The organism is Amycolatopsis sp. lyj-346 (assembly GCF_046548975.1).
GTDB lineage: Bacteria > Actinomycetota > Actinomycetes > Mycobacteriales > Pseudonocardiaceae > Amycolatopsis.
Genome location: NZ_JAJPWT010000007.1, coordinates 318,380 through 333,704, shown reverse-complemented (window position 1 = coordinate 333,704; position 15,325 = coordinate 318,380). Strand labels below are relative to the sequence as shown.

Sequence of the window (15,325 nt, the reverse complement as noted above, 5' to 3'; positions counted from 1 at the left end):
ATGGCGGATGTGGAACTCAGCACCGATCTCACGGCGCACGCGAAGCAGCTCGACGCCATCGGTGACGGGCTGCAGCAGGCCGTCGACGCGGCGAACCAGGTGAGCATGCCGACCGACGCGTACGGCATCCTCTGCCAGCCGTTCCGGATGCTGCTCGACCCGGTCGAGCGGTACGGGATCGAGGCGCTCAAGGACGCCGTGCAGGCGACGACCGCCGTCTCCGGCAAGGTGCGCGAGGCCGCGGCGGCCTACCGCCGGTACGAAACCGGCGTCGCCGACGATCTGGGCAAATCCGCGGGCGGTGCGTGATGCCGGAAGGCAACCCGCTCGTCGCGGACGCCAAGCAGGACCCGGACGGGCCGGGCGCGTTCACGGCGGGCAACGGCGACTACGGCTGGGCCGGCGGCATCGGCATCGCCGAGTCGTCGATGGACGCGTTCAACGGGATCAAGGACGGCGACTGGGTTTCCGGCGGGCTGGGCATGCTCTCGCTGGCCGGGGAGGTCGCCGGGGCGGCCATCGACCCGTTCGGGTACCTGATGTCGTCGGTGGCGTCGTTCCTGATGGAGCACGTGCAGCCGTTGAAGGACATGCTGGACTCCGTCGCGGGCAACCCGCCGGTGATCCAGTCCTATGCGGACACCTGGGGCAACGTCTCGAAGGCGCTCGGCGAGCGCAAGACCGACTTCGACAACGCGGTCAAGAACGGGACGACGGGCTGGACCGGCGCGGGTGCGGACGCGTACCGGAAGTTCGCGGCCGAACACAGCGACGCACTGTCGGGCGCGGCGACGGTGGCGGGCGCGATCGGCACGGTGACGATGATCATGGGCCAGGTCGTCTCGTTCGTGCGGGAGATGGTGCGGCAGCTGATCGCCGACCTGGTCGGCAAGCTGATCGCGTGGGTGATGGAGACGGTCTTCAGCCTCGGCTTCGGCACCCCGGTGGTGGTGGCGCAGGCTTCGGTGGCCATTGCCAAGTGGGGCAAGAAGATCGGTGAGCTGCTCAAGAAGCTGACCGACACGATCCGGAAAGTGTCGCCGCTGCTGTCGAAGCTGGTGGACCTGTTCGAGAAGATCGCGAAGGTCTTCGGGAAGGTACTGGGCAAGGTCAGCGGGCTGGACGGGCTGAAGGTCAAGGAAGGCGGCTTCGTCCGGAAGATCCCGAAGGAGGGCGGGGCCGGCCCCCGGGCTCACGGCGGCGGTTCGGCCGACGGCGACGGTCCCCACGGGGATTCCAGCCGCGCGGATGGGGATTCGCCGAGTTCCGATCCGGTGAACACGGACCCGGGCTCCCGCCGGAGTTCGAGCCGGGACGGATCCGGATCGCCCGACGGGGAGAGTCCGCCACCACGCACCGGCGACGGTTCGCCGGACGGGGACGGTACCCCGCGCTCGGCTTCCCACACCGGGGACGGTTCTCCCGCACGCACCGGCGACGGCTCGCCATCGCGCGCGGGCGACTCGAGCGCTTCGCCGACTCGCTCGCCTTCGGGCGACAGCAGCCCATCGCCGACGCGAGGCAGCGACGGCACGCCCTCGCACGCCGGGGACAACACACCGTCGCGGGCAAGCGACAGCAGCCCCTCGCCGACGCGGGGCAGTGACAGCACGCCGTCGCACACCGGCGACAGCAGCCCGTCGCCCACCCGGGGAGCCGACGGCACGCCGTCGCACACCGGCGACACCAGCCCCTCGCCCACCCGAGGCAGCGACAGCACGCCCCCGCACACCGGAGACAACACACCGTCGCGCACAAGCGACAACAACCCCTCATCTACCCGGGGAGCCGACAGCACGCCGTCGCACACCGGCGACACCAGCCCCTCGCCCACCCGAGGCAGCGACAGCACGCCCCCGCACACCGCGGACAACACACCGTCGCGGACGAGCGACAGCAACCCGTCCCCGGGCCGGGGAGGCGACAGCACGCCGTCGCAGGGTGGGGGCTCGGCGGGTCGGGGTGGGGACAGCAGCCCGTCCGGTTCGCATTCCGGGGGCGATTCGCCGAGTAGTGCCGCGCCGCCGCGGGTTGAGGGGAACACTTCCGCCAGCGGGACCGCTCCCGCCGCTCCGCGGACCGGTGAACCCGGTGCCGTCCCGGCGCCTCGGGGTGGAGACGGCTCCGCTGTCCCGCCGCAAGGTGGCGCGCCGATGATGGGCGGCGGTGGCATGCCGCCCGGTGGCGGGCCCGGCTCTCCCGGCCTCGGCGGGGGCTCCCCGCGGACCGGTGGTGGTGGCTGGACCGGCACCCCGGGCTCGCACAGCCCGCACGTCGACGCCCCCGGCAGGCCCCGCGCCGGCGGGGATCTGCCCGGCAGCGGCCGTCCGCGCACTCCGGACGCGCCCGCCGCCCGCGGCTCCGGCCCCGGCACGCACGCCCCCGACACCCGGCCCGGCGGGCACGCGCCGGGCACCCGGCCACACGAAACCGGGCCTGGCGCCCACCAAAACGGCCCGCACCAAAGCAGCCCCCACCAGAACGGCCCACACCAAAAGGGGCCCCATCAGAACGGCCCACACGAAAACGGCCCGCACCAGAACGGCCCGCACGAAAACGGCCCACACGAAAACGCACCCCACGAGAACGGGCACCACGACCCGGACGGCGGCACCCCGCACCACAACGATCCGCTCACCCCGGACGAGGTCAACGCGCGGCACGCGGAAAGCACGCCGTCGGGCACCTCGTACCACGCCGGCGACCCGGACATGGGCGATCTGCCGCACCGCGTGCGGCCCGATCCGGACGGCCGCTACACCGTCGACGTGCACGTCACGCCGGATGGCCACGCCCGCATCGGCGACCGGCTCTACACGCCGGAGGAGTTCGCGGACGTCCTGCGCCGCAACGGCGACTACGACGGACGTCCGATCCGGCTGATCGGCTGCGACGCCGGTTCGAACGACTTCGCGCACCGGCTGTCGCGCGAACTCGACACCGAGGTCATGGCCCCGACGAGGCCGGCGTGGACCGACTCGCAGGGGCGGGTCTTCTCGTCCGACTACGAAATCGGCCCGGACGGCCGGATGCGCCCCCGCATCCCGCCGGACGGCGAGTGGAACACCCACCACCCGGACGGTTCGACGCACCGGGCGGGCGACGACGGCTTCGCGCCCGACACCCACCGCGGCGACCAGCACGACGTCGACGCCGACAGCGCGATCGACCGCGGACAGCGGCCGTACGACCCGGCGGAACGCGACCAGGACATGCGTGATCTCCGCCGGGAGAACCGGGACCTGCGCGAAGAAGGGCTCGAGTCGGTCCGGCACCACGACGGCCGGAACGTCAACCCGACGACGGACGACCTGCGGCGGCCGCAGGACCGCGCCCTGACCACCTCGAGGTACCGCAGCCTCGAAGGCGGGGTGGAGGACATCCACAGCTTCAGCGGGAAGACCCACGACTGGGCACCCGCGAGCGAGGGTCCGAGCTACCCGAAGCACGAGCGCCTGTTCGAGACCAAGGAAGCCGGCACCTACCGGCCCGAACTCGGGGAGCCGGACCCGAACAACAAGTTCGGGCGGACGCACGACTCCGAGCCCAAGCTCATGGAGGAACTGGTCCGCCGCGACTTCGCCGAGCGGTCCGGGCTTCCCCGCGAAGAGGTCGACGACATCGTCAAGAAGCAGATCGAACGCATGCGGCGTGAAGAAGCGGCCGGTGCCCGGACCTACGACAACGGGCTCAAGGGCGACATCGCACGCGCACAGGACCGGATGGACGGCGCGCTCGACGAGATCAACCGGCGGGCCGCCGAACGGGCGGCCGCGCGCGGCGAAACCCACACGCCGATCACGCGGGAAGGCATGGACGGCGACCTGCGGATGGTCGTCGACCTGCCTTCCACGAAACGCGACAACATCCCGGTGGACTACCAGATCTGCGACTCGTGCCAGGATGTCATCATGCAGTTCGAGAAACTGTTCCCGAATGTCCGCGTCGAGGTCGTCAACCTCAAGGGTGAGGAGCTGATCTGGTGACCGCGCCGAATACCGGCCCCGCCGAGCGGGTCCGGGAAATCTTCGCCGGGGCCGTGTCGGACGGCCTGCGCGCGGATTCCGTGCGAGGAGCGTCCGACGCGGAAATCGACGGCTGGGCCGCCGGGCAGGGTGCACGCGCCGTCCCGGCCGCCGTTCGCGAGGTCCTCAGGCTGATCGGTCAGGATCACGGGTTGTGGCTGGCCGGGAGCTCACTCGGGGTCGGCGCGGTAAAGCGGGAGGCCAAGAACCACCTCCTGGCCACCCTGACGACGATGAACGTTCCGCTGGAAGACGCCGAGGGCGCGCTGGTGCTGGTGGAGCACCAGTCGTACACCTTCCACGTCGTCGACGGCGCGAAAATCGACCTCCCCGACCCGCCGGTCTGGCTCGTCACCGAAGGCGAAGGAGCCGAAGAACAATGGGAAACCGTTTCTTTGTGGTTCCGCGCCATAACGCCCGATGTCGCGCGTTACCGCGAACGGCTGGAAGTGATGCAGGAAATCGGTCGCCGTCGAATCCCGGATTGGGCGCAGTACATTGAACCCCGGTGAAGCGGCGACGAAGCGGAGTTCCGCGCCATGAGCCGCCCACCGGGGCCGCTGCGCCCCGAGCAGCAGCAGCAGGAGCTCGTCCGCCAGATCGGGGCGGTGCTGACCGCGCAGGCGCCGCCCGGGTGGCGGCAGCTGCGCGTGGAGTACCGCGCCGCCGGGCGGCACGTCGAAACCGACCTGCTGGTGACCGGGCCGGACGGCGTGCCCCGGCCCGGACAGCCGCACCCGGAAGCCGTGCGGCTGCTCGGGGTGCTGCGATCGGGCATGTACCGGCCCGGCTTCGGCACCTGGCTGGGCGCGATCTTCGTGTTCGAGCCGGCGCAGCCGCCCGACGTCGACTTCGTGCGGCCCGACCTCGAACCGCCGTTCCGGCAGCAGCCGCCGCCGATCGGGTTCCAGGACGAGCTGCGGTTCTTCCCGCGCGCGGACGAGCACGTCCCGGCGTGGCTGCGGGAGCGCGCCGGGCTGACCCCGCCCGCCGCCGGCGGCGAGGTGCGCACGCCCCGGATCCACGACGGCGTCGACGCGTCGGGCAAGCCGCTGGTGCGGCGCCGTCCGCTCGTCCCGGCGGAGGCCGAGCGGGTGCTCGCGTACCTCGACGCGGCGCCGGTCATCCTGGCTTCGCGCAGCAACGGCCCGGACGTCTTCGCGCCGGACCGCACGGACGCGGTGCCGATGAACTTCCGCACCGACGGAGCCTGGGCCTGGCCCGGCGCGGTCGCGTACTACCTGCGCGAGCACGGGGTACCGCCGGACCCGGACCTGGTCGCCCACATCCGGGCCCGCGGCTTCACCGCGCCGTCGGAAGTCCCCGAGCCCGCCAAGAACCTGGCCCTGGCGGCCATCACCGGGGAAACCCCCGAACAGGTTCAGACGACGGTGTAGCCCGCGTTCGTCAGCGCGACCTCGACCTCCTTGCAGTGCTCCGGGCCGCGGGTTTCCAGTGCGAGCACGACGTCGGCCTCGCCGAGGTCGAGGCTGCCGGAGATGCGTGAATGCTCGACGTCGAGCACGTTCGCGCCCAGTTCGCTGACGCACGACAGCACGCCGACCAGCGAGCCGGGGCGGTCCGGGACGCGCAGCCGCAGCCGCAGGTAGCGGCCGCCGCCGGTCATGCCGTGCTGGATGATCTGCAGCAGGAGCACCGGATCGACGTTGCCGCCGGAGAGGATGGCCACGACCGGGGGCTCGAACACGCCGGGGTGCTGCAGCAGCGCGGCGACCGTCGCCGCGCCGGCCGGCTCGACCACCAGCTTCCGGCGCTCCAGGCACAGCAGCACGGCGCGGGACAGGAACTGCTCGGACACCGTCACGACGTCGTCGACCAGCGACTGGACGTGGGCGAAGCTGACCAGGCCGGGTTCGCCGACGGCGATCCCGTCGGCCATGGTCGAAGTCGTGCTCAGCCGCACCGGCGCGCCCGCGGCCAGTGACGGCGGGTAAGCCGCGGCTTCCTCGGCCTGGACGCCGACGACGCGGACGTCCGGGCGCAGCGCCTTCACCGCCGACGCCACCCCGCCGGCCAGCCCGCCGCCGCCGGTGGCGACCAGGATGGTCTTCACGCCCGGCACCTGCTCGAGGATCTCCAGGCCGACGGTGCCCTGGCCGGCGATGACGTCCGGGTGGTCGAAGGGGTGGATGAACACCGCCCCGGTCCGCTCGCCGAACTCGATCGCAGCCCTGAGCGTCTCTTCCAGGAGCGCGCCGTGCAGGTGGACGTCGGCGCCGTAGCCGCGGGTGGCGGCGAGCTTCGGCAGCGGGGCCCGCAGCGGCATGAAGACGGTGGACGTGGCGCCGAGCAGCGACGACGCCAGCGCGACGCCCTGCGCGTGGTTGCCGGCACTGGCCGCGACGACGCCCCGTTCGCGTTCGGCCCCGGTCAGGCCGTGGATCCGGGTGTAGGCGCCGCGGATCTTGAACGACCCCGTCCGCTGCAGGTTTTCGCACTTCAGGTACACCGGACCGCCGTGGAGCCGGCGCAGGTCGCGCGCGTGCTCCATCGGCGTCACCCGGGTCACTCCTTTGAGGAGTTCCCGGGCGGCCTGGATCCGCTCGAGGGTGACGAGTTCCATGGGCCGGACTATGCCACTCAGGAACTCCACAGGTTGACCGGACCGTGAGCCGGGTACCCTGGGACCCGTCAACACGCGGTAAACAAGGAGCAAGCATGGCAGCGGGGAACGACGCGGACACGGCCCGACGGGCACGCGCCACCCGCTCCGCCGGCCTGCTGCCGCTCGTGATCGGGCTGGCTTCGGCCGCCGCGCTCACCGGCGCCGCGTACATCACGGTGGACCACGCCTCGTGCGGCTCCCCGGCCCAGTACATCCGCCACGACAGCCACGTCGAGCTGGTCGGCGGCTGCGTCGACGGCGCCAAGCTGCCGTCCACCGGCACGCCGGCCACCGGCGGCGTCGCGCACGGCAACTACAACCCCTGACCTGCCGGGTTACCCCGATGTGCCCGGGGAACACGAAAGTGCCTTCTTCCGCGAGGTGCACCCGTCCCCGATGATCATCGGGTGACCACCACTGTTTACGAGCCGGGCCGCGGTCCCGGACCCGCCAAGCCCACCGAAGAAGCTTCGAGCCGGCTGCTGGGGGCCCACAGCCTGGGCGCGCTGGCCACGGTCAACCGCGGCGGCTTCCCGCACCTGTCCACGGTCGCCTACGCCTGGGATCCGGACGAGCGCGTGGTGCGGATCGGGTCCACGGCGGGCCGCGCGAAGGTCCGCCAGCTCACCCGTGACCCGCACGCGTCGCTCTACGTCAGCAGCGACGACCACCTGGCCTTCGCCGTCGCGGAGGGCGTGGCCGAGGTGTCGCCGGTGAGCGCGGTGCCGGGGGACGAGACCGGCCGGGAGCTGCTCGCGATGCAGGCGCCGTTCGGCGACCCCGAGGACGAGGCCGCGTTCCTGCGGAACATGGTCGAGGACCGCCGCGTGGTCATCCGGCTGCGGGTGGACCGCCTCTACGGCGGCGGCCTCGACGTGGGCTGACCCCGAGCGCCCCAATGTGGCCTTGGGTGCGCTCAACGCACCGAAGGCCACATTGGGTGCGTTCAACGCACCGAAGGCCACATTGGGGCGCTGGAGACTCAGCCGAGGGCGGTCAGCAGGTCGGCGACCAGGTCGCGGCCGTCCTCGATGCCGACCGACAGGCGGAGCAGGTCGGCCGGGACCTGGAGGGTCGAGCCCGCGGTGCTCGCGTGGGTCATCTTGCCCGGGTGCTCGATCAGCGACTCGATGCCGCCGAGCGACTCGGCGAGGATGAACAGCTTCGTGCGCGAAGCCACCTCGAGCGCGGCCTGTTCGCCGTCCACGTGACTGAAGGACACCATGCCGCCGAAGCGGCGCATCTGCTTCGCCGCCGTCTCGTGGCCAGGGTGCTCCGGCAGGCCCGGGTAGTAGACCTTCGCCACCTTCGGGTGCCTGACCAGCGCCTGGACGATCTTCTCGGCGTTGTCGCTGTGCCGCTCCATGCGCAGGGCGAGGGTCTTGATGCCGCGCAGGGTCAGCCACGCGTCGAACGGGCCCGGCACCGCGCCCGCGGCGTTGCGCAGGTAGAAGAACTGCTCGCGCAGCTCGTCCTCGTTCGTGATGATCGCGCCGCCGACGACGTCGGAGTGCCCGCCGAGGTACTTCGTCGTCGAGTGCAGGACGATGTCCGCGCCCAGCGACAGCGGGTTCTGCAGGTACGGCGTCGCGAAGGTGTTGTCGACCACCAGGCGGGCGCCGGCATCGTGCGCGACCCCGGCCAGCGCGGCGATGTCGGCGATGCCGAGCATCGGGTTGGTCGGCGACTCGCACCAGATCAGCTTGGTCTCGGGCCGGATGGCCGCGCGCACCTCGTCGAGGTTCCCCAGGTCGGCGACGGTGTGCTCGACGCCCCACAGGCTGAGCACCTTGTCGATCAGGCGGAACGTGCCGCCGTAGGCGTCGTTGCCGAGCACGAGGTGGTCACCGGGGCGGAGGGTACTGCGCAGCACCACGTCGGAGGCGGCCATGCCGGACGCGAAGGCCAGCGCGTGCCGGCCGTCTTCCAGCGAGGCCAGCGCCTCCTCCAGCGCCGAACGGGTCGGGTTCGCGGTGCGCGAGTACTCGTAGTCGCCCTCGCGGGTCCCGCCCACGCCGTCCTGCGCGTAGGTCGAGGTCTGGTAGATCGGCACGATCACCGCGCCGGTGCGGGGGTCGGGCTTCTGACCGGCGTGGATCGCGCGTGTCTCGAAGCCCAGTACGGAGTAGTCGTCCACCATTGGTTCAGCGTACGGGCCACCGCTGACATTCCCGCCAGGTGGGATGGATCTCATCCCGGTGAGTTCTCCGCGCCGCCACTTTCCCCATGAAAGTGCACCGGAGGCTCCGCGACCTCCACTCACCAGCTCCGGGACGAATAGGCGCCCTGGCCGGACAGCACCGGGACCACCGATGCGCGGTAGCGCAGGTAGCGGAACGTCGGCGGCAGGAACGCCAGCACCAGCACGAGCACCGCCAGCACGGCGAGACCGACCCGGTCGACCATGGCAAACCCGCCGTGGGTGAACATCGCGTCGGCGAAGCGGGCCGGGGGGACGCCCACCGACATCGGCTCCATCAGCAGCGCGCCGATGGCCAGCAACGCGCCGAGGCCGAGGAGGACCGCGCCCGCCGTCGCGCGGAACAGCGTCGACAGGGAACCGAGGAGCAGCACCAGTCCCGCCACGAGGTAGGCGGCGAGGTCCACCAGCACCCAGCCCGGCAGCGCGCCGAGGCTGAATTCGGCAGGCATGTCGAGGAAGGTCTTCACCGGCACGAATCCCGCGGCCACCGCGGCCGGAAAACCGAGGACGCCGGCAAGAACCGCCGTTACTCCGGATGGCCGAGTCGATGAATACGAATGCGAATGCGACACCGGGTATCCGTGCGGACCGGTCACAACTCCCCCATCAGCCGAACGCGAGACGACGGCGCTCACCCTAGTCGGAAACGGGGGAATCAGTCCGGAATGAGAACGGAATTCGGCCGGACGGCGGAACCCAAGATCATTTCTGTGCGGTAGTGGCAGAAATGTGTCACGCGATCACTGGCAGTGGCACTGCCCGGCACAATTGTCCTCTTCGGACAATTGTGCCGGTAAATGCAGCGTGCCCCGGAGCCGAATCGGCTCCGGGGCACGAAGAGGTGCGCTAGCTCACCATTGCTGCTGCTGCGGGGGCTGACCCGGCTGGCCGAACCCGCCGCTCGGCGGGCCCTGCTGCCCCGGCTGCTGGCCCCAGCCCTGCGGCGGCTGACCAGGCTGACCCGGCTGACCAGGGTGTCCGTGCTGACCAGGCTGCCCCTGCTGGCCGTACCCACCGGGCTGGCCGTACCCGCCCGGCTGGCCCGGCTGCGGGAAACCGCCGCTCGACGGCTGCGGGAACCCGCCGCTGGCCGGGTTGGGCCCGCCCGGCTGGCCGTAACCACCCGGCTGGCCGTAACCCTGCGGCGGCTGACCCGGCTGGCCGTAGCCACCCGGCTGCTGCCCACCGAACCCGCCCGGCTGACCGTGTTGGCCCGGCTGACCGAACCCACCCGGCTGGCCGGGCTGGCCGAACCCGCCCTGCTGCTGGGGGCCACCGAAGCCCGGCGGCGGCCCGCCGAAGCCCTGCGGCCCGCCCGGCGCGGCACCGCCGTCGCCGAGGCCGACGAACTGCCGCGTTGCCGGGATGAGCCCGAGAACGCCGACGATGAGGATGAGGACGCCGAAGATCAGCGGCGGCAGCCCGAGGCCGAACGTGTCCCGCTCGGACGCCGACGCCTGCGCGAGCGTCTCGGCGTTCGGCGTCATCCCGATCTTGAGCAGCAGGGCGAAGAGCGTGAGCACCGCGCCACCCGCGACGATCGCGATCGGGACGAACTTCCGGAGCCCGCCCAGCTTGCCCACCAGCGCCAGCCCGACACCGCCGGCCAGCGAGATCAGCGAGCCCAGCAGGATCATGATCACGTAGAACCAGACCAGGCCCGGCCCGATGAGCCCGGCCGCGTCCAGCACCTTTTCGATCGCCGCCTGGTCGGGCGCGCGGTCGAAAATCGCCGAATAGTCGCTCGCGTCGCCCATGTAGGCGAACGAGATGACCAGCGCGACCAGCGCGAACAGGGCGACCAGGCCGCCGGCGATGTAGCCGAACAGGCCGTTGCCGCCCGCGGACGGCCCGCCGAACTGCGGCGGCTGACCACCGAAGCCGGGCTGCTGACCGAAACCGGGAGCACCGAAGCCCTGCGGCGGCTGACCAGGCTGACCGTGCTGGCCGGGCTGCCCCGGCTGGCCGAAGCCCGGCTGCTGCCCGTACCCACCTTGCTGCTGCCCGAACCCACCCGGCTGCTGGCCGTAACCGCCGGGCTGCTGACCGAAGGCCGCGGCCGGGTTGTCGGCCGCGCTCGGCGGCGGGGTGTACGGGATCGCCGGCGGCTGGGAGCCCGGGGGCACCAGCTGCGTCGAGTCCGCGACCGGGGCGTCGCCGCCGCCGACCGGGTTCACCATCTGGGTCGCGTTCGCGTCGACCGGCGACATCGCCTGGGTCGCGCCCGCCCCGCCGTCACCCGGCTGGACCGGCTGGACGACCTGGGTCGGCTCCGGCGTCTCCCCGAACGGGGAACCGCCCTGGTGCTGGGCGGGCTGGACGACCTGGGTCGGTTCCGGGCTGCCGAACGGGTCCTGCTGCGGCTGGGGGCCACTCGGCGGGCCCTGAGGTGGCTGGCCGCCACCCCACGGCTGGTTCGGTGGCTGCGGTGCACTCATGTGGGTCTTGAACCCCCTTGACGAGGACGCGAAAGTGTTCTATTCACGCCCACGCTATCGGATCGCCCGGCAGGGCGCTCGTAACGCCCCTGCCGGGTCCGCCGATCAATACTCTTCGGCCTCCGGTCAGCGACCGGCCAGGAAGCCGAGGAGGTCGTGCCGGGTAACGACCCCGGCCGGCTTGCCGTCGACCAGCACGAGCGCGCCGTCGGCACCTTCGAGCGCGGTCATCGCCGCACCCACCTGCTCGCCGCCGCCGATCGTCGGCAGCGGCGGGGACATGTGCTGCTCGAGCCGGTCGGCCAGCTGCGCCTTGCCGGTGAACAGCGCGTCGAGCAGGTCACGCTCGTTGACCGCGCCGACGACCTCGGCGGCCATCACCGGCGGCTCCGCGCTGACCACGGGCATCTGGCTGACGCCGAATTCGGACAGGATCGCGATGGCCTCGGCGACGGTCTCGTTCGGGTGCGAGTGCACCAGGTCGGGCAGCGAGCCGCTCTTCTTCGTGAGCACGTCGGCGACCGTCGCGCCCGAGGAGTCCGGCGGCAGGAAGCCGTAGGAGGACATCCAGGTGTCGTTGAACACCTTCGTCAGGTAGCCGCGGCCGCCGTCGGGCAGCAGCACGACCACGACGTCGTCCTCGGTGAGCCGCTCGGCGAGCTTCAGCGCGGCGGCGACGGCCATCCCGCAGGAGCCGCCGACCAGCAGGCCCTCCTCCAGCGCGAGGCGCCGGGTGACCTGGAAGGAGTCGGCGTCGGAGACCGGGATGATCTCGTCGGCGATGTTCCGGTCGTAGGTGTCCGGCCAGAAGTCCTCGCCGACGCCCTCCACCAGGTACGGGCGCCCGCTGCCGCCGGAGTAGACCGAGCCCTCCGGGTCGGCGCCGACCACCTGCACGTGGCCGTCGCTGACCTCCTTGAGGTACCTGCCGGTGCCGGAGATCGTGCCGCCGGTGCCGACACCCGCGACGAAGTGGGTGATCTTCCCGTCGGTCTGCTTCCACAGCTCCGGGCCGGTGGAGAGGTAGTGGCTCTCCGGGTTCTGCGGGTTGGCGTACTGGTTGGGCTTCCAGGCGCCGTCGATCTCGCGGACCAGGCGGTCGGAGACGTTGTAGTAGGAGTCCGGGTGCTCGGGCGCGACCGCCGTCGGGCAGACCACGACGCGGGCGCCGTACGCCTTGAGCACGTTGCGCTTGTCTTCGCTGACCTTGTCAGGGCAGACGAACACGCACTGGTAGCCCTTGCGCTGGGCGACCATGGCCAGCCCGACGCCGGTGTTGCCGGACGTCGGCTCCACGATCGTGCCGCCCGGGCGCAGCTCGCCGGATGCTTCGGCGGCTTCGACCATGCGCAGCGCGATCCGGTCCTTGACCGAGCCACCCGGGTTCAGGTACTCGACCTTGGCCAGCACGAGCGGCTTGAGCCCCTTGGTCAACGAGTTCAGCTTGACCAGCGGGGTGTTGCCCACGAGGTCTGCGATGTGCTCTGCGTACTCCACGACCGCCAGCCTAAACGGCCGCCCCATGGCGTTGTCCACTCAGCGCGCCCAGCCCGGGTGCGCGCCGGGGGTGCTGGGCGGCGAGTGGGGCGATCCTACCGAGCCACCGGTGGCCCCCGGCTCGTCCTTTCGTGTCAATTCCGCCCGGCGGAGGACTTCGTGCCGAAATCGGCCGGGCCTGCGAAAACGGCGCCGTTGAACTTCGCGTTCGCCACCGAAGGCGGTTCCGCGAAAATCGGCGCGATCCGCGAAGTGGGCTTGGTGCGGAATTCGGTGTCGCGGAAGGAGGCCGGTTCGAGAAACTTCGCTTCGTAGCCGACGATCGAACGGATCAGAAAACCGCCGGGGTGCTGCCGAACGCGGCGCGCTCGACGGCCTCGCGGGCCCCCGCCAGCGCGCCGACGATCCGGCGTTCGGCCTCCGGCGTCAGCCGCGCGACGGGGACCGAGCAGCTGATCGCGTCGGTCACCGGCGAGCCGTAGCGCAGCGCCACGCCGAAACACCGCACGCCGAGCGTGCCTTCTTCGTCGTCGACGGCGTAGCCGCGCGCCCGCACGAGCGCGAGGTCGGCGAGCAGGCCCGGCCGGTCGAGGGTGTGCTCGGTCAGCCGCGGAACGTCGGCGGGGACCAGCTTTTCCACTTCGGCGTCCGGCCGCTCGGCCAGGATCGCTTTGCCGAGCGAGGTCGCGTACGCCGGCAGCCGACGGCCGACCCGGCTGAACGGGCGCAGGTAGTGCTGGGACTCGCAGGTGGCCAGGTACACCACGTCCGCGCCGTCGAGCCGGGCGAAGTGGACCGTCTCGCCGAGTTCGGCCGCCAGCGCGTCCAGGTGGGGCTTGGCGAGGCCCAGCCGGGGATCACCGTCGATGTAGGCGGTCCCGACGAGCAGCGCGCGCACTCCGATCGCGTAGCGGGAGCCGGTCGCGTCCGTGCGCACCCAGCCGCGGTTGACCAGCGTCTGCAGCAGGGCGTAGAGACTGCTGCGCGGCACGTCCGTCCGCTCGGCGAGCTCGCGCAGGCTGATCGCCTGCCCCTCGAGGGCGCCGAGCACCTCCAGCACGTCGACCGTGCGCGCCGCCGACTTCACATCCCGCACGCCCATGCCGCCATTGTGGCTCACCGGACCGCGGGATCGGTGATCGGCGACCCGGCTGTCGCGTGCCGGGCGCGGACCAGCAGGACGGTGACCGCGCCGAGGAGCGAGGCGGCGGAAAGGCCGTAGAGCCCGCCGGTCGTGCTGCCGGTGGCGTCCTGGAAGTAGCCCAGCACCGTAGGGCCGACGAACCCGCCGAGGTTGCCCAGCGAGTTGACCAGCGCGATCCCGGCCGCGGCGATCTTGAGGTCCAGCGTGTGCTGGGCCATCGGCCAGAACGCGGAGGCCGCGCACTTGAACCCGGTCGCCCCGATGCACATCGCGACCAGGCCGAACCACGGCGTGCCGAGCGTGGCCAGGAACGTGCCGAGCGCGCCGACGACCAGGCCGGCCGCCACCCACGGCCGCCGCACCTGCGTCCGGTCGGTGTGCCAGGCGAGCGTGTACATCGCGGCGATCGCGCAGACCCACGGGATCGCCGACAGCAGGCCGACCTCGAACTCGGAGAGCCCGCCGATCTTCTTGACCGTGCTGGGCAGCCAGAAGGTGATGGCGTAGCCGGTCATCGACATCGCGAAGAACAGCCAGCACAGGAGCAGGACCTGCGGGTTGGCCAGCAGCTTCCAGCGCGAGACCTGCTGCTTGGCGGCTTCCTTGCGGGCGAGTTCGTCCCGTTCGACGGCCGCGCTCAGCGCCGCCTTTTCCTCCTCGGACAACCACTTCGCGTCGCCGATCCGCGACACCAGGAAGAACCCGGCGAGGATCCCGACGAGCACCGAGAAGCCGCCCTCCAGCAGGAACATCCACTTCCAGCCCGCGATCCCGGCCAGGCCGTGCATCTCCAGCAGCGCGCCGCTGATCGGGCCGGTGACGATGTAGGCCGACGCCGACCCGCCGAGGAAGATCGCCGTCGCCCGGCCACGCTCGGAGTTCGGGAGCCACTTCGTGAAGTAGTAGAGGACACCGGGGAAGAAGCCGGCTTCGGCCACGCCGAGCAGGAACCGGAAGAGGTAGAACGTCGTGGTGTTCGTCGTGAAGGCGGTCGCGGCGACCACCACGCCCCAGCTGATCATGATCCGGGTGAGCCAAACCCGGGCCCCGACGCGCTCCAGCAGCATGTTGCTGGGCACCTCGAAGATGGCGTAGCCGACGAAGAACAGGCCCGCGCCGAGGCCGTAGGCGGCCGCCCCGATCCCGAGGTCGGTCTTGAGGTGCGACTGCACGAACCCGATGTTCGTGCGGTCCATCTGGTTGATCACCAGCATGAACACGACCAGCGGCAGCATCCGCCGGAAGAACTTGCCGACCGCGCTGCGGTAGGCGGGAGTTTCGGAAGCCACGGTTGACATCGTTGTCTCCGTCCGGCGAAGGGACCGTTGTCTTCATATGTAGACGACAACTCAGGATGGAGACACAGTAGGAACCGGCCACGAACGCTGTCAA

The 15,325-nt window shown here is 71.4% G+C and carries 13 protein-coding genes; 6 read left to right on the top strand and 7 right to left on the bottom strand.

Features of this window, described 5'->3' with window-relative positions; translation table 11 throughout:
• The 4 genes from ACLJQE_RS23350 to ACLJQE_RS23335 are packed head-to-tail and all read left to right on the top strand — an operon-like array spanning nt 1 to nt 5,422.
• Nucleotides 1-309, top strand: a complete 309-nt coding sequence (locus tag ACLJQE_RS23350) for a type VII secretion target (protein WP_410641435.1) — start codon at nt 1-3, stop codon at nt 307-309.
• On the top strand, nt 309-3,986 hold the full coding sequence (locus ACLJQE_RS23345; RefSeq protein ID WP_410641434.1) for a hypothetical protein: 3,678 nt from the start codon (nt 309-311) through the stop codon (nt 3,984-3,986). Before ACLJQE_RS23350 ends, ACLJQE_RS23345 begins: the two co-directional genes overlap by 1 nt.
• Entirely contained in the window at nt 3,983-4,537 is a 555-nt protein-coding gene (locus ACLJQE_RS23340) for a hypothetical protein (RefSeq protein WP_410641433.1), read from the top strand. Before ACLJQE_RS23345 ends, ACLJQE_RS23340 begins: the two co-directional genes overlap by 4 nt.
• A gap of 27 nt (nt 4,538-4,564) precedes the next feature.
• Nucleotides 4,565-5,422 (top strand): ferredoxin, encoded by an 858-nt coding sequence (locus tag ACLJQE_RS23335; RefSeq protein ID WP_410641432.1) that lies wholly within the window; start codon nt 4,565-4,567, stop codon nt 5,420-5,422.
• On the opposite strand, the gene ilvA is transcribed toward ACLJQE_RS23335, so the two are convergent.
• Complete coding sequence (gene ilvA, locus ACLJQE_RS23330; protein ID WP_410641431.1) at nt 5,407-6,609, bottom strand: threonine ammonia-lyase; 1,203 nt, start codon at nt 6,607-6,609, stop codon at nt 5,407-5,409. The genes ACLJQE_RS23335 and ilvA overlap by 16 nt on opposite strands.
• Before the next feature lie 95 nt (nt 6,610-6,704).
• Between ilvA and ACLJQE_RS23325 the strand changes: the two genes are divergently transcribed.
• Together ACLJQE_RS23325 and ACLJQE_RS23320 are read left to right on the top strand one after the other, a co-directional pair.
• Nucleotides 6,705-6,977 carry a hypothetical protein gene (locus ACLJQE_RS23325; RefSeq protein ID WP_410641430.1) on the top strand — a complete coding sequence of 91 codons (273 nt, stop codon included), beginning with the start codon at nt 6,705-6,707 and terminating at the stop codon, nt 6,975-6,977.
• A gap of 81 nt (nt 6,978-7,058) precedes the next feature.
• Entirely contained in the window at nt 7,059-7,535 is a 477-nt protein-coding gene (locus tag ACLJQE_RS23320; RefSeq protein ID WP_410641429.1) for a TIGR03618 family F420-dependent PPOX class oxidoreductase, read from the top strand.
• 98 nt (nt 7,536-7,633) lie between these two features.
• Here the strand turns inward: ACLJQE_RS23320 and ACLJQE_RS23315 are convergent, their stop codons facing one another.
• The 6 genes from ACLJQE_RS23315 to ACLJQE_RS23290 all read right to left on the bottom strand — a co-directional run bounded on the left by ACLJQE_RS23315 (nt 7,634) and on the right by ACLJQE_RS23290 (nt 15,231).
• Complete coding sequence (locus ACLJQE_RS23315) at nt 7,634-8,791, bottom strand: cystathionine gamma-synthase (protein WP_410641428.1); 1,158 nt, start codon at nt 8,789-8,791, stop codon at nt 7,634-7,636.
• Between the two features lie 119 nt (nt 8,792-8,910).
• Nucleotides 8,911-9,303 (bottom strand): hypothetical protein, encoded by a 393-nt coding sequence (locus tag ACLJQE_RS23310; RefSeq protein ID WP_410641427.1) that lies wholly within the window; start codon nt 9,301-9,303, stop codon nt 8,911-8,913.
• A gap of 402 nt (nt 9,304-9,705) precedes the next feature.
• Nucleotides 9,706-11,292, bottom strand: coding sequence for a hypothetical protein (locus tag ACLJQE_RS23305; protein ID WP_410641426.1), 1,587 nt, complete (start codon nt 11,290-11,292; stop codon nt 9,706-9,708).
• A gap of 126 nt (nt 11,293-11,418) precedes the next feature.
• On the bottom strand, nt 11,419-12,789 hold the full coding sequence (locus tag ACLJQE_RS23300) for a cystathionine beta-synthase (RefSeq protein WP_410641425.1): 1,371 nt from the start codon (nt 12,787-12,789) through the stop codon (nt 11,419-11,421).
• Nucleotides 12,790-13,120: 331 nt separating this feature from the next.
• Nucleotides 13,121-13,891 (bottom strand): IclR family transcriptional regulator, encoded by a 771-nt coding sequence (locus tag ACLJQE_RS23295; protein WP_410641424.1) that lies wholly within the window; start codon nt 13,889-13,891, stop codon nt 13,121-13,123.
• A 14-nt stretch (nt 13,892-13,905) separates the two neighbouring features.
• Nucleotides 13,906-15,231, bottom strand: coding sequence for an MFS transporter (locus ACLJQE_RS23290; protein WP_410641423.1), 1,326 nt, complete (start codon nt 15,229-15,231; stop codon nt 13,906-13,908).
• Nucleotides 15,232-15,325 lie beyond the last annotated feature (94 nt).